Genomic DNA, 22,252 nt, shown 5'->3' with positions numbered 1-22,252 from the left:
ACTCAAGGATGCACGACCACCCCGTCCACGTCAACAGACCTGAGCGCAGTCGACTCAACTCTTCGCTTGCTGACGCGCTCATGCCCAGCCGCCGCGCGCGTCGATCCGGGACCGGGCGGGGTGCGCCATGAGAGAGTCCGTGTGCTCCTTGCCGGGCAAAGCAGGCATATCCCACGAATATCCCATGATTCTCGGATGCCGAGATCTCGGATACCCACGACTTCCGGTCACGCACGGTTCTCGGTTCACGCACGGTTCTCGGTTTACGCACGGTTCTCGGTCGACGCTCGAAAGGGTGTGGGGAAATGACGGCCAAGCGGATGTTCGACGTCATGGGCGGGCTCGCCCTCCTCGTACTGCTGTCCCCGCTGTTCGCCGCCGTCGCCGTCTCCGTCGCCGCCGGCTCGGCGCCCCCCGGCCACGGGGTCCTGCGCCGCCGCACGGTGGCCGGTCTCGGCGGGACCCCCTTCACGATGCTGACCTTCCGCACCCGGAGCCCGCTGGCCGCGCTGCCGCTGCTGCTGCACGTCGTCGCGGGCCAGATGTCCCTGGTCGGTCCGTGCCCGCTGACCCCCTCCCACCGCGAGTGCGCGGGCGAGGGACGCCGCCGGCTCTCCGTACGCCCCGGCCTCACCGGCCCGTGGCAGATCAGCGGACGCTCGGACCTACCGTGGGAGGAGCGGGAGCTGCTCGACCTCCACTATGTGGACCACCACTGGCTGGGAATGGATCTGGACATCCTGGCGCGTACGCTTCCAGCAGCACGCAGGCGTCGCGCGGCAAGGTTTGCCTGAGCGACACACATCACCGCGAGCGCCGCTACAGCGCGGGGCCGCGACCGGGTAATCTCAGCAGGAACTCAATAAGTTACCGCTTAGTAGGCCCGCCCGAGGAGCCCTTCATGCAACTCGCAGCGATCATCGTGTCGATCGCCATCACGGTGGTGGCCGTCGCGCTGTTCGGCCGCGCCACCGTGCAGATCTACCGCTTCGTGCGGCTCGGTCAGCCGGTGCCCGCCGGCACGCGTACCGGTGACCCCACACAGCGCACCATCACGCTGGTCAAGGAATTCCTCGGCCACACACGGATGAACCGCTGGGGCATCGTCGGCTTCGCGCACTGGTTCGTCGCGGTGGGCTTCTTCTCCCTGCTCCTGACGATCGTCAACGCCTTCGGCCAGCTCTTCCAGGCCGACTGGCTGATCCCGATCATCGGCGACTGGCTGCCGTACGAGATCTTCACCGAGTTCCTCGGCCTGATGACGGTCCTCGGCATCGTGACCCTCATCGTGATCCGGCAGCTCAACAGGCCGACCAAGGCGGGCCGCAAGTCCCGCTTCACCGGCTCCAAGACCGGCCAGGCCTACTTCGTCGAGGCCGTCATCCTCATCGTCGGCGCCTGCATCATGACGCTGCGCGCCCTCGAAGGCGTCCAGCACCACGTGACGAGCTGGGAGCCCGGCTTCTTCGCCTCGTACCCGCTGATCGCGCTGCTCGACGGCCTGAGCCTGAGCACCATCCAGCACCTCACCTACTTCGTCGCCGCGCTGAAGATCGTCACGTCCTTCACCTGGATGATCACGGTCTCGCTCAACACGAACATGGGCGTCGCCTGGCACCGCTTCCTCGGCTTCCCGAACATCTGGTTCAAGCGCGAGGCCGACGGCTCCACCGCCCTCGGCGCGCTCCAGCCGATGAGCACCGGCGGTAAGGAGATCGACTGGGAGGACCCGGCCGAGGACGCCGTCTTCGGTGTCTCCCAGGTCGAGCAGTTCTCCTGGAAGGGCATCCTCGACTTCTCCACCTGCACCGAGTGCGGCCGCTGCCAGTCGCAGTGCCCCGCCTGGAACACCGGCAAGCCGCTCTCCCCCAAGCTCCTCATCATGTCGCTGCGCGACCACGCGCACGCCAAGGCGCCGTACCTGCTCGCGGGCGGCGGCAAGGACATGGAGGGCAACGAGAAGGCCACGGCCGAGCAGCTCAAGGACGTCCCCGCCTCCGCCATCGCCGAGGCCGAGCGCCCCCTCATCGGCACCGCCGAGGAGAACGGCGTCATCGACCCCGACGTGCTGTGGTCCTGCACCACCTGCGGCGCCTGCGTCGAGCAGTGCCCGGTCGACATCGAGCACATCGACCACATCGTCGACATGCGCCGCTACCAGGTGATGATCGAGTCCGCGTTCCCGTCCGAGGCGGGCACGATGCTCAAGAACCTGGAGAAGAAGGGCAACCCCTGGGGCCTGGCGAAGAAGCAGCGCGTCGAGTGGACCAAGGAGGTCGACTTCGAGGTCCCGATCATCGGGAAGGACGCGGAGGACCTCTCGGAGTTCGACTACCTGTACTGGGTCGGCTGCGCGGGCGCCCTGGAGGACCGGGCCAAGAAGACCACGAAGGCCTTCGCGGAACTGCTCCACATGGCGGGTGTCAAGTTCGCGATCATGGGCGGCGACGAGAAGTGCACCGGTGACTCCCCGCGCCGCCTGGGCAACGAGCCGCTGTTCCAGCAGCTCGCCCAGGAGAACGTCGCGATGCTGAACATGGCGTTCGGCGAGGACGACGAGGACCCGGAGACGAAGAAGCCGAAGTCGGCCAAGCGGATCGTCTCGACCTGCCCGCACTGCTTCAACACCATCGCCAACGAGTACCCGCAGCTCGGCGGCGAGTACGAGGTCATCCACCACACCCAGCTGCTCCAGCACCTCATCGACGAGGGCAAGCTGGTCCCGGTGACCCCGGTCGACGGCCTCATCACCTACCACGACCCCTGCTACCTGGGCCGTCACAACAAGGTCTACACGCCGCCGCGCGAGATCATGTCCGCCGTCCCCGGCCTGCGCCAGCAGGAGATGCACCGCCACAAGGAGCGCGGCTTCTGCTGCGGCGCCGGTGGTGCCCGGATGTGGATGGAGGAGCGGATCGGCAAGCGCATCAACAACGAGCGCGTCGACGAGGCCCTGTCCCTGAACCCGGACATCGTCTCCACCGCCTGCCCGTTCTGCCTCGTCATGCTGACCGACTCGGTCAACGGCAAGAAGAACGACGGCAAGGCGAAGGAGTCCGTCCAGGTCGTGGACGTGGCCCAGCTGCTCCTCGAATCGGTGAAGACCCCGGCGGACCCGGAGCCGGAGCCGGCCGCCGAGGAGCCGGAGCCGGCGGTCTGAGCCGGAGAGCCTGACGGTGGAGGGGCCGCCCCGCGTGATCGCGGGGCGGCCCTTTTCCGTACGGGCCGCCCCCTAGGGGATGTCACAGCTCAGTGGCAAGGAGCGGCCCGAGGAGCGCTCGCACTGCTGAAGCGGGTACGTTCGACGACGTGGCTGGATTCAGGAACGGACGCGGCCGGGACAACCGCCCCCCGCAACAACAACCGCAGCAGGCGCCGCACGGGTACGACGCGGCCCCGCCGCCGTACCCGCAGCAGCAGTGGCAGCAGGGCCAGGGCCCCGCGCCGTACGGACAGCAGGGTCAGCAGCAGCCCTACGGACAGCAGGGCGGGCAGAGGCAGCAGCCGTACGGTCGGCAGGGGCAGCAGCAGTCGTACGGACAGCAGGGGCAGCAGGGCCGGCAGCAGCCGTACGAGGAGCCGGAGTACTTCGGGGAGCCGTACGGCCAGCCGCAGCACCCCCACGCGGCCACGGCGAACAACCCGGGCCACACCCAGATGTTCAGCGTCGACGACCCGTACGGCCACGGCGCGGGCCACCAGGCCCCGCCGCCCGTCCCCGTCGGCCCCCGGCTCCCCTGGAAGGGCCTCCTGAGCGGCATCGTGCTGCGCCCGGCGGACACGTTCCTGCGGATGCGGGACCACGCCGTCTGGGGCCCGGCCCTGGTCGTGACCTTCCTCTACGGGCTGCTCGCGATCTTCGGCTTCGACAAGGCGCGCGAAGAGGCGATCAACGCGACCCTGTCGACGGCGATCCCGTACGTCCTGATGACCGCCCTCGGCTTCGTCGTCGGCGGACTCATCCTGGGCGCGGTCACGCACACCCTGGCGCGGCAGCTGGGCGGTGACGGGGCCTGGCAGCCGACCGTGGGCCTCTCCATGCTGATCATGTCGATCACGGACGCGCCCCGGCTGGTCTTCGCGCTGTTCCTGGGCGGCGAGAACGGCCTCGTCCAGGTGGTCGGCTGGCTGACCTGGCTGGCGGCCGGAGCGCTCTTCACCCTGATGGTGAGCCGCTCGCACGACCTGCCGTGGCCGAAGGCGCTGGGAGCTTCGGCGATCCAGCTGGTGGCGCTGCTGAGCCTGATCAAGCTGGGCACGCTGTAGGCGTCCTCGCACGGCGTACGAGAAGGCCCCCACCGCGCGAGGTGGGGGCCTTCTCCGTGCAGCGCGCGGGTCAGGCGTCGAGGACCTGGCCCTCGCGCCTGACGACGGGGGGCTCGACGGACCAGGGGAAGTTGATCCACTCGTCGGTCTTCTTCCACACGTACTCGCACTTCACCAGGGAGTGCGACTTCTCGTAGATGACGGCCGAGCGGACCTCGGCGACGTGGTCGACGCAGAAGTCGTGGACGAGCTTGAGGGTCTTGCCGGTGTCGGCGACGTCGTCGGCGATCAGCACCTTCTTGTCGCTGAAGTCGATCGCGTTGGGCACGGGCGCGAGCATGACCGGCATCTCGAGCGTGGTCCCGACCCCGGTGTAGAACTCGACGTTCACCAGGTGGATGTTCTTGCAGTCCAGGGCGTAGGCCAGGCCGCCGGCGACGAAGACACCGCCGCGGGCGATGGACAGGACGACGTCGGGCTCGTAACCGTCGTCGGCGATGGTCTGCGCCAGCTCGCGCACCGCGCGCCCGAAGCCCTCGTACGTCAGGTTCTCGCGTACTTCACTCATGCCTGCGACCGCCTCACACCTGGGTCCGATGGAAGTTCATGAACGAACGGGAGGCCGTCGGTCCCCGCTGGCCCTGGTACCGGGAGCCGTACCGCTCGCTGCCGTACGGGAACTCGGCGGGCGAGCTGAGCCGGAACATGCAGAGCTGCCCGATCTTCATGCCCGGCCAGAGCTTGATCGGCAGGGTGGCGAGGTTCGACAGCTCCAGGGTGACGTGTCCGGAGAACCCGGGGTCGATGAAGCCGGCGGTCGAGTGGGTGACGAGCCCGAGCCGCCCGAGGGAACTCTTCCCCTCGAGACGCGACGCGATGTCGTCCGGGAGGGTGATGACCTCGTAGGTCGAGGCGAGCACGAACTCGCCGGGGTGGAGGATGAACGCCTCGTCACCCTCGGGCTCGACCTCGCGCGTCAGGTCGAACTGCTCGACGGCGGGGTCGATGTGGGGGTAGCGGTGGTTCTCGAACACCCGGAAGAAGCGGTCAAGCCTCACGTCGATGCTCGAGGGCTGCACCATGGATTCGTCGAACGGGTCGATGCGCACGCGTCCGGCATCGATCTCGGCCCGGATGTCCTTGTCTGAGAGAAGCACGCCCCCACGATACGCAGAGGGCGCGGACCTGCCCCAATCGGCAGGCACCCGCGCCCCGGCACCCGGTCAGCGGCGCTCGAGCTCCACCGGCACCGCATGCCGCAGCCGCGCACACCGCGGACACCGAATGAGCCGCCCGGGCCCGATCCGCCCGGCCCCGAGCTGCTGCAACGGGAACGAGGCGGTACTGAACACATGCCCTTCGGCACAACGGACGACGGTGCGCTCCATCGAACCCATCACGTCCCTTCCCCTCCACACGAGCTGGACGAGCAGCCACATTAGGGGATGAAGGGGACGCCCTCCAGGCGGCACTCCGCACCCGAAACGGGAGCAGCTTCGCCTCAAGTGGCGCATGGGGTACAGTGTGCAACGATGCGGCACGGATCACCCGGCCGCTGTGCGGATGTAGTTTAATGGTAGAACATGAGCTTCCCAAGCTTATAGCGCGGGTTCGATTCCCGTCATCCGCTCTTGAACGAAGCCCCAGGTCAGCGACCTGGGGCTTCTTTGTTGGCAGGCCAGTCTCGCCGTTCGTACACCCTGCAGCCCCGCGAGATGGGGCACGCGGAGGGCATGGGCACTGCCCCCTGGCCGCAGTGTCGGTAACGCCGTCGTAAGGGCAGGTCAGAGTACTCATGCGACACCTCCGGCGAGACAGAAGCTCTGAGCCGGGTGTTACCTGTACCGGAATCACGGGGCCACCTCGCCTCTTGCGGAATAATCAAGGCATGGCAGCCACGCCCAGCGTTCCCGAGCTCCGCCGCACCAAATTCACCAGGCGGCTTCCCGCCAAGCTCTCGGAGCTCGGCGGCCCCGCCCACGGCCACGTCGACCTTCCGCTGCACCTCGCGTGGTCCGGCCTGTCTCGGTTCGACCTGGACCAGCCCCGATTGCGGATGAGCTGCTATCGGATCGTGCTGGCCGAGGGGCAGCACGATGACCTGGTCCATTACCTGAACCGGGAACTGCTCGTCGCCATGTGGCCCGTCCTGCGCACACTGATCAGCCGGGACATCCGCGATGTCTGGGAGGACGCCTTCAACGAACTGACGCCCGACGCTCAGGCTGCTGCGTGAATCTCACGGAACTGCACCGGCGGCTCCTCGCGGATGTCCTCGCCGTGGGCGATGTCTACCCGCTCGTGCTCACGGGTGGCTACGCCGTCCAGGCACATGGCCTGGTCGACCGGCTCAGCAAGGACCTCGATGTTGCCACCGAGAACCCGGAACCGATGGAGAAGATCGCCGCCGCCGTGCGCGCCGGGCTGGAACAACGCGGCTGGCAGGTACGAGCGTTGGAAACCGACCCGCTGTCCGCGCGGCTGATCGTCACCGACACCTCCACCGGCGAGGAGTGCGAGGTCGATGTCCTCAAGGAAGCACTCTGGCGTCCGCCTGTGAGGACTCAGCACGGCTTGGTGCTTTCCCTGGAGGACGTGGTCGGCACGAAGGTCCGCGCGCTGGCAGACCGGGGCCTGGCGCGTGACCTGATCGACGTCCGAGCGGCAACGGATCGCTGGAGTCACATCGAGCTCGAAGAGCTCGGCCGCCGCCACGCCCGTGACAGCTTCGACCTCTCCGACCTTCAGGCCCGGCTCGCCGGCGCGGACTGGATCGATGACACCGAATTCGAGGCCTACGGACTCGACGACCAGCAGACCATCGAGCTGCGCCGGTGGGCTCAGGAGTGGGCCGATGACATCGCCGACAGACTCCAGGAAGCGGAAAGCCCACCCGACGACTGATCACCGGGCATCCGGCACGCGGAGGAAGCGCCGTATCTCCGAGAAAGCTGGTCGTGCCCCATCCGTGCCCTTCGAGGCGGTGAACAGCGGTCACCACGGGTATCGCCGAGCCAGCGAGAAGCGCCCCGAAAGGAGCCGTTTCCGCAGGTCAGGCAAGGGGTAACCAAGCTGGGCCTCGGTGATTCCCAAGCTTATAGCGCGGGTTCGATTCCCGTCATCCGCTCTTGAACGAAGCCCCAGGTCAGCGACCTGGGGCTTGTTGCTTTTCGACGAGACCCTTGTCAGCCATACTGGCAGCAATGACAAAGCCCAGTGCACCGAAGCGCTTTCTGCCCACCAGCCCCTTCAAAGCCCCGGCCACGCCGCCTCCCAAGCAGTTCGCCGTGGGCGACCAGGTCACCCACGACGTGTACGGCCTCGGCCGGGTCATCGGCATAGAGGAGGGGATCGCGGCGGTCGTGGATTTCAGCTCGACGCAGCAGCGGATCCCGAGCCCGTACGCCAAGATGAGCAAGCTGTAGGACCGCCGTGCCCGGTCACGGCACACGAGACCCGTTCATGGCCCCCCAACGAAGAGGACCCCTGTCATCGACCTGACCTCGCCCTTCTCCGCTCCGGAAGGGGCGCCCCCCTGTGCCGCCGCGACATCACCGCAGCCCACCACGAACCCCTTCCAGGCGCCCGACTTCGGGGAGATCGAAGCCTTCCTGCTCGACGAGGACGCACCGGCGTCCGTCGCCGACACGAGTGCGGCTCGACGCGAGGCTGGCTAGCTCCCGCTCGTGACGATGGCTTCGGCATCGGGCCACGAGGCGTATCCGTTTTCGTCCCCCTCCACGGCGTGCGCCGACGAGCTCCGGGTGGGTGCGACGGACTCCGGTCGCTTCGTAACGGACGGCACGGGCGTCAAGCTGGCCGGCCTCACCGGCGGACACCTGTCGGAGCGGCCACTTCCCCGTCCGCCCGGAACGCGGCGCCCGGAACGGGCCCGAACCCCCTGACGATCAGCCACCCGGCCAGCCCCAGCTCCCAGGCGAACACCGGGAGCGCGGCGGACGCCCCCGCCACGGAGAGCTGCTCGTAGGCCCCGAACATCACGGCGACGGCCGATGCGCAGATCAACGGTCCGCCGACCAGCCCGAGCACGGCGATGAAGCGCGGGACGAGCCGTGCTCGGTACGCCAGGTAGGCGAGCAGGACGGCGTTCAGGCCGAGGGCGATGTTGGGCCCGAGCAGGAACGTCCAGTCGTGCACGGCCACCAGCGCGGCATCGGCGCCGTCCGCCCCTCCCCCGTCCCGCCGCAGGGTGACGAGCGCCAGGACCGCGACGATCCCGACGGCGATGACGGCCGCCTCCAGCAGCCGCCCGAAGGCGTACCCGAGCGCGAGCCCTTCACCGTGGCGCCGCAGGACGGGGAACAGTGCCGCCCCGGTACCGGCCACCGCCACCACCAGCACCACCTCGCAGAGCACCCCGAGCAGCGCCCGCGTGTCGGCGCCCTGCGCGAGCCGGCCGTCCGCCGCGCCCAGCAGGGGGCGGTACAGGACCGCCCCGGCTATCGCGGCGGCCTCGGTCAGCAGGAACAGCGACCCGGCGGCCACCGCGGTTCTCCGGTCCGGACTCATCTTCTCTGTACCCCTCACTCGGTCGTGGTGTACGCCGTACACCTTTCAGTGACCATAGGTGTACGTCGTACACTCGTCAAGGAGAGGGCTGTCGACGAAGGAAGAGGGCGGAACCGGTATGACCCGGCAGGAAGCCACGCGCACGCAACGGACCCCCCTCAACAGGGAGCGCGTCCTGCGCGCCGCCGTCGCGCTCGCCGACGCCACCGGCATCGACACGCTCAGCATGCGCAAGCTCGCGCAGGAGCTGGACGTCGTACCGATGGCCCTCTACAAGCACGTGGCCAACAAGGAGGAGCTGCTCGACGGCATGGCCGACGCCGTCGTCCGCGAGATCGACCCGCCGACCGCGGGTCCCGACTGGCGGCGCGTGGTCCGCACGCGGATCCTCTCGGCCCGGCAGGTCCTGCTGCGCCACCCCTGGGCGGTCCGGGTCATCGAGTCGCGGACGGGCCCCACCCCGGCCGTGCTCGCGTACGTGGACTCGATGGCCGGGATCCTCCGGGACGGCGGCCTCTCCGCCGACCTCACGCACCACGTCATGCACGCGATGGGCAGCCGCCTCCTCGGCTTCAGCCAGGAACTGTTCGACACCTCGGGCCCCTCCGGACCACCGGACCCCGGGCTGGCGGCGCGCTACCCGAACATCGCGGAACTGGCCGCGACGGCCGCACACGACGGGGCCTCCACGGTCGGTGGCGGCTGCGACGACCAGTTCGAGTTCGAATTCGCCCTGGACCTCCTCCTGGACGGCTTCGAAAACCTCCGCCGCCAGGGGTGGACGTCCATGCGGGAGGCGTAGCGGGCACGGGGGCATCAAGAACGGCAGCGCCCTGCAGGTGTGTGTTGCCGGAGGCTGCCCGCACACCCGGTCGTCCCGCGAGAGGGGGCACGCGGAGGGCACGAACCCCCGCGTGGTCTCGCAAGAGGTCCCGCATGAGCCCTCTGGCGTGCATCCCCTCCGTCACCGAGGTCAGTGACCTGGGGCTTCGTCGTCGTGCCGATCTTCGGGGCCCGCGTGTCGGGGATGGCCGTATGCACGGCTGCCCCGGTGTGCTGCCGTCCTGCGGCGGTGGGGCGTCAGCTCTGGGCGGTGTCGTCGCCCGTCTGGCCGGTGTCCTCGGCCGCGCCCGCCTTCTCGCGCATCTTGCGCACCAGCTCCGCCTTCTGGTCGGCGGCACCCTGGCGGTCGAGGTTGCGGTGCGGGCCGTTGTTCTGCCGCTCGGCGCGGGACAGCCTCTTGCGCTGGCCGCCGCCCTGGCCCACGGGGTTGTTGATGTTCTTGCTGACGGTCATGGGTTCTCCCGGTAACGAGGTGGAGTGATCTGCGGATTCATCGATGGGGGACGGGCGCGGCGACGGCTGAGGGCGTCAGCAGGGCCCCGTCACGCTCTCACTCGTGAATCGGCGCCTGGAAGAACATGACAAAGACGTTACCCGGTCCCGCAGGCCCCGCACACCACACCCGTCCACGGTCGTGACGCCGATGCCCCGCAGGCTCCAGGACCCGTCCGAGAAAGGCCGGTCCTCCCTGTCCGTCGGCCGGCACTCCCGGGACGCCGTCGTACGCCAGCCCGAGTCCGGGCCGTCACAGCCCGCCCGCCCGCAGGAGCGTCATCAGGGCGCGGGCGGCCGGGCTGGTGGTTTCCGGGGGTGGGAGCAGGGCCACCGTCTCGTAGACCGCCGGGCCGGTGCCCTTCAGGGGGGTCGCGGTCAGCGCCTCGCGCTTGTGGCGGAAGTGGTGGGGGACGGCGGCGACGCCGAGGTTCTCGTCGACCAGGTCCAGGAGGCTGTGCACGTCGTTCACCTCCAGGGCGACCGTGCGGCGTACCCCCGCCGCGGCGAACGCCGTGTCCGTGGCCTGACGCGGCCCCCAGTCGGGGTGGAAGTCGACGAACACCTCCCCGGCGACGTCCTCGGGCGAGAGGGCCGGCCCGGCCGTGGCGAGCCGGTGCTCGGGGTGGCACAGCAGGGTCATCGGTTCGGCCGCCAGCGACACCGACCGCAGCTGGTCCGTGTCCGCGCGCGTGCGGTACGCGAACGCCAGGTCGAGGCGACCGGCCGCGACCTCCTCGGCCAGGTCGGGCGAGCCCGACTGCCTCAGCCGGATCTCCACGTCCGGGTGCCGCCGCCGGAACGCGGCAAGGAGACCCGGCGTACGCACCCCCGCGATGCACTGCTCCGTACCGAGCGCGAGCGTGCCGCGCAGCACGCCCTGCACGGCGGCGACCGCCTCGTGCGCCGCCCGCACCTGCGCCAGGATCCGCTCCGCCTCGACGAGCAGCGCCCGCCCGGCCTCCGTCAGCGTCACCCGGCGCGTGGTCCGTACGAACAGCGGCGCCCGCAGCTCCCGCTCCAGGGCCCTGATCGACGCCGACAGGCCCGACTGGGACACGAGGAGCCGTTCGGCTGCCCGGGTGAAGTGCCGGTCCTCGGCGACGGCGACGAAATGCTGGAGGTGTCGGAGTTCCACGATTCAGAAGCCTAGACGCTGAATTCCATCGGATTCTCCTGTTGGACGCATGGCCGCGGAGCGGAGGAGATTGGAGCCACCTCCCCCTCCGTCCCTGGAGTCACGTTGTACACCGCACACCCCGACCGTTACACCGCCATGCCCTACCGGCGCACCGGGCGCAGTGGGCTGAAGCTCCCCGCCCTCTCCCTCGGCCTGTGGCACAACTTCGGCCCCGACCGCCCCGCCGAGACCCAGCTCGCCATCCTGCGCCGCGCCTTCGACCTCGGCATCACCCACTTCGACCTGGCCAACAACTACGGGCCGCCGCCCGGCGCCGCCGAGTCCGCCCTCGGCGACGCCCTGCGGACCGACCTGGCCCCCTACCGCGACGAGCTGATCATCTCCACCAAGGCCGGCTACCTGATGTGGCCAGGACCGTACGGCGAATGGGGCTCGCGCAAGTACCTGCTCGCCTCGCTCGACCAGAGCCTGACCCGCCTCGGGCTCGACCACGTCGACGTCTTCTACTCGCACCGCTTCGACCCGGAGACTCCGCTGGAGGAGACGATGGGCGCCCTGCACTCCGCCGTCCGGCAGGGCAAGGCCCTCTACGTCGGCGTCTCCAACTATTCCGCCGAGCAGACCCGCGAGGCCGCCCGCATCCTCGGGGAACTCGGCACCCCGCTCCTCATCCACCAGCCCCGCTACTCGATGCTCGACCGGCGCCCCGAGGACGAGGGCCTGCTCGACGCCCTCGACGAGCTCCAGGTCGGCTCCATCGCCTACTCGCCGCTGGAGCAGGGCCTGCTCACCGGCCGCTACCTGGACGGCATCCCCGAGGACTCGCGGGCCGCGAGCGACAGCCCCTTCCTGAACCGGGACGCCGTCACCGAGGACCTCGTGGCCCGGCTGCGCACCCTGAACGACATCGCCGCCGCCCGCGGCCAGACCCTGGCCCAGCTGGCCCTCGCCTGGGTGCTCCGCGGCGGCCGCGTGACCTCCGCCCTCGTCGGCGCGAGCAGCACACGCCAGCTCGAGGACAGCGTGGCCGCCATCGGCAACCTCGACTTCGCCGAGGAGGAGCTGGACCGCATCGACGCGGTGGTCCGCCCCTGATCCGTTTCGTCCCGGGAGCGGTGGTCCGCCCCTCAGCCGCCCCCGCGGCCGGCCAACACGGCGGCCACCGCGGACCGTGGGAAAATGGGCCATGATCTACCACGTCGTGACCGCCGACGAGTGGAACGCCCACCCCGACGCCCCGTACGCGCCCGCCTCCCTCGCGGAGGAGGGGTTCGTCCACTGCTCCCCGGACGTGGGGACCACCCTCGCCGTCGTCAACGCCTTCTACCGCGACACGCCGAAGCCACTCCTCGCGCTGCTCCTGGCCGAGGACCGGCTCACCTCCCGGGTGGAGTTCGAGGCGGCGGCTCCGGTCCCGCCGCCCGGGGTCGACGCGGACGTCCTGTTCCCCCACGTGTTCGGGCCGGTCGACCGTGACGCCGTCATCCAGGTCCTGGAGGTCCGCCGGGACGGGGACGGGCGTGCCACGGGCCTCGGCGACCCCGCCTGAACCTCAGGGCGGCGGCGGCGCGTCCCCCCTGCCCCGGCGGCCGCCTCCGCGCGGCGGGGGTTCACTCGCCGGACGTCTGACCGCGATGCACTCGACGTCGATCTGGTCGGCCAGGTCGCTCAGCTGCCGCGCGAGGGCAAGAGCGGTCGTGGTGTCGAGTTCCGTGTCGCCCGCCCGGGCCGACCGCAGCCAGCCCGCGGCGACCCGCCGCAGGAGGCCGGTCACCTTCGTCGCGGGGATCAGCAGCTCTCCGCGCGAGGCGTACACCAGGGGTATCGACGCGTTCGAGGCGTTCACGTGAACCGACCTCCGCCGCAGCAGGGACGTACGGGACGAGGGTGCCGTGGTCCGGCCCTCGGGGGGGCGGTTGCCCGCGACCGTCGGCGCTACACACGGGCCCGCCCGTGGATCAGGAATCGAGAAGCGCGGGGGGTCGCCCGCCACTAGCTTGTGGCCATGGACCTCACCATTCACACCACCGTCCTTCCGCACGACGACCCGGACGCGTCCCTCGTCTTCTACCGCGACGCCCTCGGCTTCGAGGTGCGCAGTGACGTCGGGCAGGGCAGGACCCGCTGGATCACCGTCGGACCCGTCGGGCAGCCCGGCACGTCAATCCTGCTCGCGCCGCCCGGCGCCGATCCGGGGATCACCGAGGCCGAACGGCGCACCATCGCCGAGATGATGGCAAAGGGCACGTACGGCTGGATCCTGCTCGCCACCCCGGACCTCGACGGCACCTTCGAGAAGGTCCAGGCGGCGGACGTCGAGGTCGTCCAGGAGCCGACCGAGCAGCCGTACGGCATCCGCGACTGCGCCTTCCGCGACCCCGCCGGCAACCTCGTCCGCATCCAGGAACTCCGCTGACGGGAGCCGCGTCCGGAGCTCGGAACCGGTGGTCCGTCGATCCGCTGAAAGGGTTCTCCTCATGTGTCATCCTGCGTGGATGAGCGCACTGAACGAGGCGCAGCGCCTGAGTGATCTCGCCCGGTTGCGACGTGTCCGCGACCGGATGGACCGGGAGTACGCGCAGCCGCTGGACGTCGAGGCGCTCGCACGCGGCGTGAACATGTCGGCCGGGCACCTCAGCCGGCAGTTCCGCCAGGCCTACGGCGAGTCGCCGTACTCCTACCTCATGACGCGCCGCATCGAGCGCGCCATGGCCCTGCTGCACCGTGACGACCTCAGCGTCACCGACGTCTGCTTCACGGTCGGCTGCTCCTCGCTCGGCACCTTCAGCACCCGGTTCACCGAACTCGTCGGCGTGCCGCCCAGCGTCTACCGGCGCCGGGTCGCGGACGGCGAGGCCGGGCTGCCGTCGTGTGTGGCCAAGCAGGTGACGCGACCCGTCAGGAATCGAGAAGCACCGGCGGGCACCCCCCGCCTAGCGTGAATCCCATGAACGCCATCGCATCCGTCACCCTCGAGGTGGCCGACCTCCAGGCCGCCGACCGCTTCTACACCGCCTCCGGTCTGGGCACCCATGTGCGCCTGCGGGCCTCGGACGCGCCGACCACCGGCTTCCGCGGGTTCACGCTCTCGCTCACGGTGTCCCGGCCCGGCGACGTCCGGCTCCTCGTCGAGGCCGCTCTCGACGCCGGCGCCACCGTCCTCAAGCCCGTCTCGAAGTCCTTCTGGGGCTACGGCGGGGTCTTCCGGGCCCCGGACGGCACCGTCTGGAAGGTCGCCACCTCGGCGAAGAAGGACACCGGCCCGGCCACCGGCCGCGTCGACCAGGTCGTCCTCCTCCTCGGGGCCACGGACGTGGCGGCGAGCAGGAAGTTCTACGTCGAGCACGGCCTCACCGTCGCGAAGAGCTTCGGCAGGAAGTACGTCGAGTTCGGCGCCGCCGCTGACAGCCCCGTCAAGCTCGCCCTGTACGGGCGCCGCGCCCTCGCCAAGGACGCCGGTGTCCCGGTCGACGGCGAGGGATCCCACCGGGTCGTCCTCGGCGGCGACGGCACCGCCGCCTTCACCGACCCGGACGGGTTCGCGTGGGAGGCCGCCGCCGTGGCCGCCACCTCCTGACCGTCATCCGACCATCCGGCCGACCACCCGGCCGGCCTTCCGAGAGGACCCGTCATGCCGAACACCAGCTCGTCCACCAGCAACAGCAGCGCCGGCAAGAGAGGCGGCGAGAAGTACGACGGTTTCACCGAGGAGGAGCGCGAGGCGATGAAGGAGCGCGCCAAGGAGCTCAAGGCGAGCGCGCGCCGCGACGCGCGGTCGGCCAAGGCCAGGGCAGACGGGGACGCCGAGGTGCGCGCGAAGATCGCCGAGATGCCCGACGCCGACCGTGTCCTCGCCGAACGGATCCACGAGATCGTCGCCGCGAGCGCCCCGGACCTGGCGCCGAAGCTCTGGTACGGGATGCCCGCGTACGCCAGGGACGGCAAGGTCGTCTGCTTCTTCCAGAGTGCGGAGAAGTTCAAGACGCGGTACGCCACGCTCGGCTTCAGCGACCTGGCGCGGCTCGACGAGGGGTCCCTGTGGGCGACCAGCTTCGCCCTGACGGAACTGGGCGCCCCCGACGAGGCCCGGATCGCCGCGCTGGTCGAGAAGGCCGTCAGCTGACACCGGCGGCGCGCAGGCGGGCCGTGGCGGCCGACAGCCAGCACAGGCCCACAGCCGCGCCGGCCGTGAAGGCCGTGACCGTGGCACCGGAGGCCGCGAAGCCGGCGAGTACCGCTGCCGGGGCGAGGCGGGAGCCGAGGGCCCAGGCCCGGTCGCCCCGGGCGGTGAAGACGCGGGCCAGGAGCAGGAACACGGCGCACAGGGCGAGGTAGCCGACCATGCCGCTGAGCATGTGGACGGCGCCGTGCGCGCTGAGCGTGGGCGTCTCGGGCGCGCCGGCGGGGAATCCGGCCCCCGCGTCGGCGGGGAACACGGCGGCGGCCGCGAACGACGCGCCGAACACCCCGGCCAGTACGGGGGCCCAGGTCCCGCCGGGGCCCGCGTGCAGCGTCCGGCGCAGACCGACCGCCCCGGTGACGAGCAGGGCGGCGGCGAGCACGAAGTTCACCGTCTGGATCCAGCCCGGGTCCCCCAGGGCGAGCTGGCTGATCGCGTTGCGGGTGAAGGAGAAACCGTCCCGCGTGACGCCCTGGACGAGGCCCACGACGAGGAACAGCGGCCCTCCGACGACCCCGCCGAGCAGCAGCCGACGCGCCGGGGGACCGGCCGTGGGCGCGGGAGCGGTGGCGGCGGCCGTGGCGGAAGTGGGGACGGTGGGGGTGGCCGGTCCGGGGGCGGTGGCGGGCGGGGCGTCGAGCGTCGGGGCGGGCGGGGTGTCGAGCGTCGGGGCGGGCGTGGTGGTCATGGCGGTCGGGCCTTCCTCGTCGGGTCAGGAACGCGGCCGGCGTGGGGAGTTGACCGCGTTCTCGTCCTGTTGACCTGCCTCCGGGAGCCGGGTCATCGACAAGGGAGTGTGACCTGTGTCACCAGTCCCGGTGGCCCCGGGCGGCGGCTCCGGGGCGGGCGAATAGGGCGGGATCGCCCGGCGTGAATTCGCGGCGACTCGGGGTGGAAATTTGTCATGTAAACACACGGGATGCGGGTGGTCGCATTCTTCGCCGGGCGCACTCCGCGCCACCGTGCTAGTGTCGATATCAGTTGCAGTTGTGGGTCCCGAACGTACGAGTGCCCCTTCCGGTTCTTCCGGCGCTGGGCACCCTTTTTCATTTCCGGGCTTTTTCCGGGCGGGGCGATCATCGCAGCGACAGGAGCACACAGGGTGTGGGCTCCGAGCACTGCCCCGAAGGAGAAATGACATGGCTACTGGCACCGTGAAGTGGTTCAACTCGGAAAAGGGCTTCGGCTTCATCGAGCAGGACGGTGGCGGCCCCGACGTCTTCGCCCACTACTCGAACATCGCCGCCCAGGGCTTCCGTGAGCTGCAGGAAGGCCAGAAGGTGAGCTTCGACATCGCGCAGGGCCAGAAGGGCCCGACCGCCGAGAACATCGTCCCCGCCTGAGGCCAGGCGCTGACGCGTAGCACGAGCTGACGAGCTGAGGCCCGCACCTTTGGGGTGCGGGCCTCAGCTCTTTGCACCTCTCGCCGGGCTGCGGGAATTTCCTGCCCGGCCCCCTTCAGTACCGTATCTGGACCACTTCTCCGCAGGAGTCACCATGCGCTGTGTCATCGCACGCTTCCCCTTCGAGCTGACCAAAGCCGGCGTGCTCGAATCGATGAAGGGCGTCAAGCCCGAGCCGGCCGTCGGCGACGTCGTCATCATCGGCCGCCGTCAGTTCCCCGTGAAGCAGGTGGGCGAGGTCGTCACCCGCCAGGACCGCCGCGATTTCAGCGCGGGCGAGGTCGTGCGCGCGATGACCAAGCTCGGCTTCACCTGCCTCACCGTCCCCGCCGAGCAGCCCGCCGCGCCGTCGGACACCACTGACGCCTTCTGACCGCCTTCCGACGTCTACGGACACCCGGCGATGTGTGGCTGGGTACCTGTGGACGTCTTCTGGCGTCTCCTGACGTCTTCTGACGCCTGCTGAGAGCGGGCGGCGCCGGCCGCGTGAGTACGCCGCCCGCCCGCCGCCGCCCGCCGTCGCACCCGGGCGGGGCTCAGTGGTCGGAGTAGCGGAAGTCGCCCACCGTCCAGGCGCTGACGTCCGAGAGGGCGACCCGGTACATCCCGCCGGTCTCCGGGATGCCCACCGTCCCCTGGAGGATCCGGGCGAGGTGGAAGTGCAGATGGGTCGGTGGCCCTTCCGCGCGGGCGGAGGGGCTGAAGACATGGGAGAACTCGCCAAGGCGGGCCGAGTCCGTCAGGACCTCCGAGACGCGCTGTCTCCAGAGGGCTTCCGGGGCCAGCCGACCGGTGAGGACCGCACCCCCCACGACCACGGTCAGGGACATCTGATTGCTCTGCGTGGACTCCACCGTGGCGGCGATGTCAACGAGCAGCTCGTCAGGCTTCGACATGGAAGCCGATTCTAGAGGTGTCCAGGCGCCGCCACCGGCCTCGGGGGGAACACCCGTGCCCCCGGACCCGCTAGCGAGGTGCCGAGTCGTCCGCCGGGAACGCCGGACCATGGCCCGGGACGATCACGTCGGCCGTGGCGAGGACGCGGAGGCGCGAGTCCCTCAGGACGGTGTGGTCCGGGGCCACCGGGTCCGCCACGGGGCCGTCGGGGCGCCACCAGAGGTCGCCCACGAAGGCGATGACACCGGCGTCGGTGCCCGCGAGAAGGGTGATGTCCTCGGGGCTGTGGCCGGGGGTACGGATCAGCCGCAGCGACGGGGCCAGCTCGTGACCCTCGGCGTCGCGGTCGGTCCACCGGTCGTTCTCGTAGACCGCCTGGTGGTCGTGGACCCGGGCCCGGCCGAAGAGTCCGACGTTCATGGTGTTGTCGGGGTGGTGGTGGCTCAGCACGACGTCGGTGATGTCGTCGGGCCCGAGCCCGAGTGCGGCGAGCGGGCCGAGGATCCGGTCGCGGCTCGCCACCATGCCGGGGTCGACGATCACGTGCCGGTCGCCGTCCCGTACGTAGGAGACGGTGGCGGCGACGCCGGGGCCGGTGGAGAGCGTGTAACCGGTGGTCAGGATCGTGTACGCGGCGGTGCGGGCGTGCGGCGCGTCGTCGTGGTGTGTCATGCCCCCGAGTCTTCCGCCGGGCGCGGATCGGCACGAGTGGCCGCACTGCCACCCATCGCGGGAATCGTGCCAGGTATTCCGGCTGCGGTGGGGGGCGGGCTTACGGGCTTACGGACGGGCCGGCGTGTCAGACTCGCCCCCATGCCGTCGCCCTTCGTGACCGTCGCCGCCTACGCCCCGCACGGGGTCGGGATGCTCGGGGCCGGCATCGTCTCCGAGGTCTTCGACGCGCGCGGTGGGGACCTGCCCCGTTTCGACTTCGCGCTCTGCACCGACCGTCCGGGGACCGTCCGCACCGACGTCGGCCTGCCGCTGGTCGTCGAGCACGGTCTGGAACGGCTTGCGACGGCCGACCTGGTGATCGCCCTGCCCTGGGCGGAGTTCCGTACGCCCCCGGCATCCGCCGTACGGGACGCGCTGACCGCCGCGCACGCGCGCGGGGCCCTGGTCGCCGCCCACTGCGTCGGCGCGTTCGCGCTCGCCGCGGCCGGGCTGCTCGACGGGCGGCGGGCCACCACCCACTGGCGGTTCGCCGGGCTCCTGGCCGAGCGCCACCCCGACGTCACCGTCGAACCCGACGCGCTCTACGTCGACCAGGGCCCGATCGTCACGGGCGCGGGCGCCGCCGCCGGCTTCGACCTGTGCCTGCACCTGCTGCGGAGGGAGTACGGGGCCACCACCGCCAACGCCATCGCCCGGGACCTGGTGCTCCCCTCCCACCGCGACGGCGGCCAGGCCCAGTACCTGGCCACGCCCGTCCCCGAGGACAGCCGGGACGAGCGGCTCGCCGACGTCCTCGCCTGGGCCCGGAAGAACCTGCACGAGCCGCTCCCCGTGGCCGAGTTGGCCCGGCGGGCCCTGATGAGCCGGCGCTCCTTCGCGCGACGGTTCACCGCCTCGACCGGCACCACCCCGCACGCGTGGCTGCTGTCCCTGCGCCTCGGCCGCGCGGAGGAGCTCCTGGAGACCACGGACCTCCCGGTCGAGGAGGTCGCCCGTGCGGTCGGCTTCGGCAGCGCGGCGGTGCTGCGCGCCCAGTTCGTACGGCGCCGGGGGGTCCCGCCCCGCTCCTACCGCCGTTCCTTCACCCGTACGCCGACCGCCTGAGGCCGCGCCGGTCCCCCGAAGTCCTCGTCCGTCGGGCCATGGCCACGCGCCCGTCAGTCCCGGTCGTCGTTCAGGACCGCGCGCAGCGTTTCGGCGAACTCCGCCGGGGCTCCGTGCTGGCCGAACTCGCCGCCCAGGAAGCCTCCGTGGTGGCTCGGGAAGACGGCGAGCGTGGTGCCGAGGCCCTCGGCGACGGCGGCCGCCGCGCGGGCGGCGAACTCGCCCTCTGACTCCTTGCCCGCGGCGACGACGATCCGTGTCGGCGCGGCGCGCAGGGCGGCCAGGTCGGGGCGGTAGGAGGTGCAGCCACGGATGTTCCGCCCGAGCAGGGGGTCGTCGCGCGAGCCGTCGTCCTCGGTCGGCAGGCCGAACGCGGCCGGGGAGGGGGCGGGCTCATCGGCCCAGTCCGCCGGGAACGGGCCCTTGCGGCTCGTCACGGCGAGGAACGCGGCCATCCCGGGCCCCCAGCCCTCCCGCAGATAGGTCGCGTGGACGCCCGCGCAGGCTTCGAGCGCCGCCTCCCGGTCCGGGAGGAGCTGCGCGGTCGGCGGCTCGTGCGCGACGAGGGTGTGGACGAGGTCCCCGCGCCGGGCCACCAGGGCGAGGGCGTTGACGGCGCCGCCGCTGCTGGCGAAGAGGTCCACGGGGCCGGAGCCGAGCGCCTCGATCAGCCGGGCCAGGTCGTCGGCGTGCTCCTCGGGGAGCGACTCCGCCGCGCCGTCGGTGCGCTCGCTGCGGCCCACCCCGCGCGGGTCGTAGGTGACGACGGTCCGGTCGGGGAAGTGGGAGGCGAGCGTGGTGAAGCCGGTCGCGTCCATGGGGGAGCCGATGAGCAGGAGGGGGCGGTCGTCGGTCCCGGTGCCGGGGCGCACGTCGTAGCGCAGGGTCGCGCCCGTGGTGTCCAGGGTCCGGGTGTGGGTCTCGGCCATGGGTGTCTCCTCGGTGGTGGGACGGTCATGGGGTAGACCCCCGCCCCCGCCGGAACTCATCGGTGACGCGCCCTCGGCGACGTGACGAGACGAAACGTCTTGCGGAGGGTCCGCAGCTGCCGTACTTTCGAGAACGCAACGAGACGAGACGTCTCGTCGCCCTCCGTTCCCCGACGTACAGGAGACAGCCCTTGTTCCATGTCCGACTCACCGATGTCAGCAGGCGCCACGACCACCGGACCGTGCTCGACCGGGTCTCCCTCACCGTCCGCCCCGGCGAGCGCGTCGGCGTCGTCGGCGACAACGGCTCCGGGAAGTCCACCCTCCTCCGGCTCCTCGCCGGGCAGGAGGCCCCCGACAACGGCACGGTGACCGTCGACGCCCCCGGTGGCCTCGGCCACCTCGCGCAGACCCTGGACCTGCCCCCCACCGCCACCGTCGGGGACGCCGTCGACCACGCCCTCGCGGACCTACGGGAGCTGGAACGGGCGATCCGCGCCGCCGAGGACACCCTCGCCGTGACCGGTGACCTCACCGGATACGCGGAGCTGCTCGCCGCTCACGAGGCCCGGGGCGGCGACGGGGTCGACCGGCGGGTCGAGGCCACGCTCCGGCGGCTCGGGGAAACCCGACCGCTCGACCGCGACCGGACCCTCGGCAGCCTCTCCGGCGGGCAGCGCTCCCGGCTGGCCCTGGCCGCCGTGCTCGCCGCCGAGCCCGAACTGCTGCTGCTCGACGAGCCGACCAACGACCTCGACGACGAGGCCGTCGCCTGGCTGGAGGAGCGGCTGCTCACCCACCGGGGCACGGTCGTCGCCGTCTCCCACGACCGGGCCTTCCTCGACCGGGTCACCACCGCCGTACTGGAGGTCGACGAGGACCGCCGCACCCTGCGCCGCTACGGCAACGGCTACTCCGGCTACCTCGCCGGCCGCGCCGCCGAGCGGGCCCGCAGGCAGTGGGAGCACGAGGAGTGGAAGGAGGAACTCGCCCGGTACCGGGCGCTCGCGGACACGCACATCGACCGGTTCTCCGCCATCCCCCGCAAGGCCCCCGCCTCGTTCAGCGGGGCGGGCGCCTTCCGGGCCCGGTCACGGGCGCACGGCGCCATGAGCCGTATCCGGGCCGCCCGCGAGAAGCTCGCCCGGCTCACCACCGCCCCGGTGCCCGCGCCCCCCGAGCCCCTCCGCTTCCGGGCGGACCTCGCGGGCGAGGGCGCTCCCGTCGACCTCGCCGGCGTACGGGTCGACGGCCGGCTGCGGCTCGACGCGCTCCACCTGGACGCGGGCGAGCGGCTCCTGGTCACCGGGCCGAACGGCGCCGGGAAGACCACCCTCCTGAAGGTCCTGGCGGGTGAACTCGCGCCGGACGCCGGCACGGTCAGCGCCCCGGTCCGGGTCGGACTGCTGCGTCAGGAGACGGCCCCGCCCGCCGACCCCCGTACGGTGGGCGAGGCCTTCGGAGCGGACCGCGCGGACGAACTGCTCGCGCTCGGTCTCTTCTCCGCCGGGGACCTGACGACCCCGGTCCGGTACCTGTCGACGGGACAGCGCCGGAAACTGGAACTGGCACGGCTCGTCACCGAGCCCGCCGATCTGCTCCTCCTCGACGAGCCGACCAACCATCTGGCCCCGGCGCTCGTGGAGGAGATCGAGGCCGCGCTCGCGCTGTACCGGGGCACGCTGGTCGTGGTCAGCCACGACCGGCGGCTCCGGGCGGGTTTCCGGGGCCGCCGTCTCGAACTGGCCCCGGAATCCCTGGCCCTGAGCTGACGCCGCCCAGGGAATCCCGC

General features: G+C 71.2%; 27 protein-coding genes and 1 tRNA gene. 18 read left to right on the top strand and 10 right to left on the bottom strand.

Annotated elements, in window-relative coordinates:
• The first annotated feature begins 305 nt into the window (after nt 1-305).
• The 3 genes from ACFWV2_RS01285 (at nt 306) to ACFWV2_RS01275 (ending at nt 4,266) form a co-directional block, all read left to right on the top strand.
• Nucleotides 306-794, top strand: coding sequence for a sugar transferase (locus ACFWV2_RS01285; RefSeq protein WP_384399869.1), 489 nt, complete (start codon nt 306-308; stop codon nt 792-794).
• A gap of 107 nt (nt 795-901) precedes the next feature.
• Nucleotides 902-3,160, top strand: a complete 2,259-nt coding sequence (locus ACFWV2_RS01280; protein ID WP_384399866.1) for a (Fe-S)-binding protein — start codon at nt 902-904, stop codon at nt 3,158-3,160.
• Between the two features lie 149 nt (nt 3,161-3,309).
• Nucleotides 3,310-4,266 carry a Yip1 family protein gene (locus ACFWV2_RS01275; protein WP_384399863.1) on the top strand — a complete coding sequence of 319 codons (957 nt, stop codon included), beginning with the start codon at nt 3,310-3,312 and terminating at the stop codon, nt 4,264-4,266.
• 70 nt (nt 4,267-4,336) lie between these two features.
• Here ACFWV2_RS01275 and ACFWV2_RS01270 read toward each other — a convergent pair whose 3' ends face one another.
• Nucleotides 4,337-4,834 (bottom strand): phosphoribosyltransferase, encoded by a 498-nt coding sequence (locus ACFWV2_RS01270; RefSeq protein WP_360788606.1) that lies wholly within the window; start codon nt 4,832-4,834, stop codon nt 4,337-4,339.
• Between the two features lie 13 nt (nt 4,835-4,847).
• Entirely contained in the window at nt 4,848-5,423 is a 576-nt protein-coding gene (gene dcd, locus ACFWV2_RS01265; RefSeq protein WP_384399859.1) for a dCTP deaminase, read from the bottom strand.
• 402 nt (nt 5,424-5,825) lie between these two features.
• Here dcd and ACFWV2_RS01260 point away from each other — a divergent pair.
• The 4 genes from ACFWV2_RS01260 to ACFWV2_RS01245 all read left to right on the top strand — a co-directional run bounded on the left by ACFWV2_RS01260 (nt 5,826) and on the right by ACFWV2_RS01245 (nt 7,691).
• A tRNA-Gly gene (locus ACFWV2_RS01260) sits at nt 5,826-5,896 on the top strand.
• Nucleotides 5,897-6,154: 258 nt separating this feature from the next.
• The gene (locus tag ACFWV2_RS01255; protein WP_384399856.1) at nt 6,155-6,502 is read left to right on the top strand and encodes a transcriptional regulator; all 348 of its coding nucleotides are present in this window, start codon (nt 6,155-6,157) and stop codon (nt 6,500-6,502) included.
• On the top strand, nt 6,499-7,170 hold the full coding sequence (locus tag ACFWV2_RS01250) for a nucleotidyl transferase AbiEii/AbiGii toxin family protein (protein WP_384399853.1): 672 nt from the start codon (nt 6,499-6,501) through the stop codon (nt 7,168-7,170). Before ACFWV2_RS01255 ends, ACFWV2_RS01250 begins: the two co-directional genes overlap by 4 nt.
• A 299-nt stretch (nt 7,171-7,469) precedes the next feature.
• Complete coding sequence (locus ACFWV2_RS01245) at nt 7,470-7,691, top strand: hypothetical protein (RefSeq protein ID WP_384399850.1); 222 nt, start codon at nt 7,470-7,472, stop codon at nt 7,689-7,691.
• A 400-nt stretch (nt 7,692-8,091) separates the two neighbouring features.
• Here ACFWV2_RS01245 and ACFWV2_RS01240 read toward each other — a convergent pair whose 3' ends face one another.
• A complete protein-coding gene (locus ACFWV2_RS01240) occupies nt 8,092-8,796 on the bottom strand; it encodes a DUF4386 domain-containing protein (protein ID WP_384399847.1) in 705 nt (234 codons plus the stop codon).
• A 118-nt stretch (nt 8,797-8,914) separates the two neighbouring features.
• Between ACFWV2_RS01240 and ACFWV2_RS01235 the strand changes: the two genes are divergently transcribed.
• The gene (locus ACFWV2_RS01235; RefSeq protein ID WP_384399843.1) at nt 8,915-9,598 is read left to right on the top strand and encodes a TetR/AcrR family transcriptional regulator C-terminal domain-containing protein; all 684 of its coding nucleotides are present in this window, start codon (nt 8,915-8,917) and stop codon (nt 9,596-9,598) included.
• A 278-nt stretch (nt 9,599-9,876) separates the two neighbouring features.
• Here ACFWV2_RS01235 and ACFWV2_RS01230 read toward each other — a convergent pair whose 3' ends face one another.
• Nucleotides 9,877-10,092: a DUF6243 family protein gene (locus ACFWV2_RS01230; protein WP_384399840.1), complete on the bottom strand. Its 216-nt coding sequence runs from the start codon at nt 10,090-10,092 to the stop codon at nt 9,877-9,879.
• A 292-nt stretch (nt 10,093-10,384) separates the two neighbouring features.
• On the bottom strand, nt 10,385-11,269 hold the full coding sequence (locus ACFWV2_RS01225) for a LysR family transcriptional regulator (protein ID WP_384399837.1): 885 nt from the start codon (nt 11,267-11,269) through the stop codon (nt 10,385-10,387).
• Nucleotides 11,270-11,374: 105 nt separating this feature from the next.
• Here ACFWV2_RS01225 and mgrA point away from each other — a divergent pair, with 105 nt between their 5' ends.
• Together mgrA and ACFWV2_RS01215 are read left to right on the top strand one after the other, a co-directional pair.
• Nucleotides 11,375-12,367: an L-glyceraldehyde 3-phosphate reductase gene (mgrA, locus tag ACFWV2_RS01220; protein WP_384399834.1), complete on the top strand. Its 993-nt coding sequence runs from the start codon at nt 11,375-11,377 to the stop codon at nt 12,365-12,367.
• Nucleotides 12,368-12,458: 91 nt separating this feature from the next.
• Nucleotides 12,459-12,821 carry a DUF952 domain-containing protein gene (locus tag ACFWV2_RS01215; RefSeq protein ID WP_384399831.1) on the top strand — a complete coding sequence of 121 codons (363 nt, stop codon included), beginning with the start codon at nt 12,459-12,461 and terminating at the stop codon, nt 12,819-12,821.
• Between the two features lie 3 nt (nt 12,822-12,824).
• Here the strand turns inward: ACFWV2_RS01215 and ACFWV2_RS01210 are convergent, their stop codons facing one another.
• On the bottom strand, nt 12,825-13,118 hold the full coding sequence (locus ACFWV2_RS01210; protein ID WP_384399828.1) for a DUF6213 family protein: 294 nt from the start codon (nt 13,116-13,118) through the stop codon (nt 12,825-12,827).
• Nucleotides 13,119-13,277: 159 nt separating this feature from the next.
• On the opposite strand from ACFWV2_RS01210, the gene ACFWV2_RS01205 reads away from it, so the two are divergent.
• From ACFWV2_RS01205 to ACFWV2_RS01190, 4 genes are all read left to right on the top strand, one after another.
• Nucleotides 13,278-13,688, top strand: a complete 411-nt coding sequence (locus ACFWV2_RS01205; protein ID WP_384399824.1) for a VOC family protein — start codon at nt 13,278-13,280, stop codon at nt 13,686-13,688.
• Between the two features lie 79 nt (nt 13,689-13,767).
• Nucleotides 13,768-14,214, top strand: coding sequence for a helix-turn-helix transcriptional regulator (locus ACFWV2_RS01200; protein WP_384399820.1), 447 nt, complete (start codon nt 13,768-13,770; stop codon nt 14,212-14,214).
• 5 nt (nt 14,215-14,219) lie between these two features.
• Complete coding sequence (locus ACFWV2_RS01195) at nt 14,220-14,849, top strand: glyoxalase (RefSeq protein WP_384399816.1); 630 nt, start codon at nt 14,220-14,222, stop codon at nt 14,847-14,849.
• Nucleotides 14,850-14,903: 54 nt separating this feature from the next.
• A complete protein-coding gene (locus tag ACFWV2_RS01190) occupies nt 14,904-15,395 on the top strand; it encodes an iron chaperone (protein WP_384399814.1) in 492 nt (163 codons plus the stop codon).
• Here the strand turns inward: ACFWV2_RS01190 and ACFWV2_RS01185 are convergent.
• Nucleotides 15,388-16,140: a DUF998 domain-containing protein gene (locus ACFWV2_RS01185; RefSeq protein WP_384399811.1), complete on the bottom strand. Its 753-nt coding sequence runs from the start codon at nt 16,138-16,140 to the stop codon at nt 15,388-15,390. The genes ACFWV2_RS01190 and ACFWV2_RS01185 overlap by 8 nt on opposite strands.
• A 451-nt stretch (nt 16,141-16,591) precedes the next feature.
• Here ACFWV2_RS01185 and ACFWV2_RS01180 point away from each other — a divergent pair, with 451 nt between their 5' ends.
• Nucleotides 16,592-16,795, top strand: a complete 204-nt coding sequence (locus ACFWV2_RS01180) for a cold-shock protein (protein WP_030210008.1) — start codon at nt 16,592-16,594, stop codon at nt 16,793-16,795.
• Nucleotides 16,796-16,949: 154 nt separating this feature from the next.
• Entirely contained in the window at nt 16,950-17,228 is a 279-nt protein-coding gene (locus tag ACFWV2_RS01175; protein WP_384399808.1) for an SCO5918 family protein, read from the top strand.
• A 163-nt stretch (nt 17,229-17,391) separates the two neighbouring features.
• On the opposite strand, the gene ACFWV2_RS01170 is transcribed toward ACFWV2_RS01175, so the two are convergent.
• Nucleotides 17,392-17,751, bottom strand: a complete 360-nt coding sequence (locus ACFWV2_RS01170; protein ID WP_360788547.1) for a hypothetical protein — start codon at nt 17,749-17,751, stop codon at nt 17,392-17,394.
• Between the two features lie 70 nt (nt 17,752-17,821).
• Nucleotides 17,822-18,424, bottom strand: coding sequence for an MBL fold metallo-hydrolase (locus ACFWV2_RS01165; protein ID WP_384399804.1), 603 nt, complete (start codon nt 18,422-18,424; stop codon nt 17,822-17,824).
• 141 nt (nt 18,425-18,565) lie between these two features.
• Here ACFWV2_RS01165 and ACFWV2_RS01160 point away from each other — a divergent pair, with 141 nt between their 5' ends.
• Nucleotides 18,566-19,531: a GlxA family transcriptional regulator gene (locus ACFWV2_RS01160; RefSeq protein WP_384399801.1), complete on the top strand. Its 966-nt coding sequence runs from the start codon at nt 18,566-18,568 to the stop codon at nt 19,529-19,531.
• A 53-nt stretch (nt 19,532-19,584) separates the two neighbouring features.
• Here ACFWV2_RS01160 and ACFWV2_RS01155 read toward each other — a convergent pair whose 3' ends face one another.
• The gene (locus tag ACFWV2_RS01155) at nt 19,585-20,460 is read right to left on the bottom strand and encodes an alpha/beta fold hydrolase (RefSeq protein WP_384399797.1); all 876 of its coding nucleotides are present in this window, start codon (nt 20,458-20,460) and stop codon (nt 19,585-19,587) included.
• 191 nt (nt 20,461-20,651) lie between these two features.
• On the opposite strand from ACFWV2_RS01155, the gene abc-f reads away from it, so the two are divergent.
• Nucleotides 20,652-22,232: a ribosomal protection-like ABC-F family protein gene (gene abc-f, locus ACFWV2_RS01150; RefSeq protein ID WP_384399794.1), complete on the top strand. Its 1,581-nt coding sequence runs from the start codon at nt 20,652-20,654 to the stop codon at nt 22,230-22,232.
• Nucleotides 22,233-22,252 lie beyond the last annotated feature (20 nt).

Origin of the sequence: Streptomyces sp. NPDC058671, from assembly GCF_042716475.1 — a bacterium.
Taxonomy (GTDB): domain Bacteria; phylum Actinomycetota; class Actinomycetes; order Streptomycetales; family Streptomycetaceae; genus Streptomyces.
This window is presented reverse-complemented; position numbering and strand designations above follow the sequence as displayed.

What these genes read in the sequence shown, in the direction of transcription:
- ACFWV2_RS01285 (WP_384399869.1), top strand. Translation starts at nt 306, where the DNA reads ATGACGGCCAAGCGGATGTTCGACGTCATGGGCGGGCTCGCCCTCCTC.
- ACFWV2_RS01280 (WP_384399866.1), top strand. Translation starts at nt 902, where the DNA reads ATGCAACTCGCAGCGATCATCGTGTCGATCGCCATCACGGTGGTGGCC.
- ACFWV2_RS01270 (WP_360788606.1), bottom strand. Translation starts at nt 4,834, where the DNA reads ATGAGTGAAGTACGCGAGAACCTGACGTACGAGGGCTTCGGGCGCGCG.
- ACFWV2_RS01255 (WP_384399856.1), top strand. Translation starts at nt 6,155, where the DNA reads ATGGCAGCCACGCCCAGCGTTCCCGAGCTCCGCCGCACCAAATTCACC.
- ACFWV2_RS01245 (WP_384399850.1), top strand. Translation starts at nt 7,470, where the DNA reads ATGACAAAGCCCAGTGCACCGAAGCGCTTTCTGCCCACCAGCCCCTTC.
- ACFWV2_RS01240 (WP_384399847.1), bottom strand. Translation starts at nt 8,796, where the DNA reads ATGAGTCCGGACCGGAGAACCGCGGTGGCCGCCGGGTCGCTGTTCCTG.
- ACFWV2_RS01235 (WP_384399843.1), top strand. Translation starts at nt 8,915, where the DNA reads ATGACCCGGCAGGAAGCCACGCGCACGCAACGGACCCCCCTCAACAGG.
- ACFWV2_RS01230 (WP_384399840.1), bottom strand. Translation starts at nt 10,092, where the DNA reads ATGACCGTCAGCAAGAACATCAACAACCCCGTGGGCCAGGGCGGCGGC.
- ACFWV2_RS01215 (WP_384399831.1), top strand. Translation starts at nt 12,459, where the DNA reads ATGATCTACCACGTCGTGACCGCCGACGAGTGGAACGCCCACCCCGAC.
- ACFWV2_RS01205 (WP_384399824.1), top strand. Translation starts at nt 13,278, where the DNA reads ATGGACCTCACCATTCACACCACCGTCCTTCCGCACGACGACCCGGAC.
- ACFWV2_RS01200 (WP_384399820.1), top strand. Translation starts at nt 13,768, where the DNA reads ATGAGCGCACTGAACGAGGCGCAGCGCCTGAGTGATCTCGCCCGGTTG.
- ACFWV2_RS01195 (WP_384399816.1), top strand. Translation starts at nt 14,220, where the DNA reads ATGAACGCCATCGCATCCGTCACCCTCGAGGTGGCCGACCTCCAGGCC.
- ACFWV2_RS01190 (WP_384399814.1), top strand. Translation starts at nt 14,904, where the DNA reads ATGCCGAACACCAGCTCGTCCACCAGCAACAGCAGCGCCGGCAAGAGA.
- ACFWV2_RS01185 (WP_384399811.1), bottom strand. Translation starts at nt 16,140, where the DNA reads ATGACCACCACGCCCGCCCCGACGCTCGACACCCCGCCCGCCCCGACG.
- ACFWV2_RS01180 (WP_030210008.1), top strand. Translation starts at nt 16,592, where the DNA reads ATGGCTACTGGCACCGTGAAGTGGTTCAACTCGGAAAAGGGCTTCGGC.
- ACFWV2_RS01175 (WP_384399808.1), top strand. Translation starts at nt 16,950, where the DNA reads ATGCGCTGTGTCATCGCACGCTTCCCCTTCGAGCTGACCAAAGCCGGC.
- ACFWV2_RS01170 (WP_360788547.1), bottom strand. Translation starts at nt 17,751, where the DNA reads ATGTCGAAGCCTGACGAGCTGCTCGTTGACATCGCCGCCACGGTGGAG.
- ACFWV2_RS01165 (WP_384399804.1), bottom strand. Translation starts at nt 18,424, where the DNA reads ATGACACACCACGACGACGCGCCGCACGCCCGCACCGCCGCGTACACG.
- ACFWV2_RS01160 (WP_384399801.1), top strand. Translation starts at nt 18,566, where the DNA reads ATGCCGTCGCCCTTCGTGACCGTCGCCGCCTACGCCCCGCACGGGGTC.
- ACFWV2_RS01155 (WP_384399797.1), bottom strand. Translation starts at nt 20,460, where the DNA reads ATGGCCGAGACCCACACCCGGACCCTGGACACCACGGGCGCGACCCTG.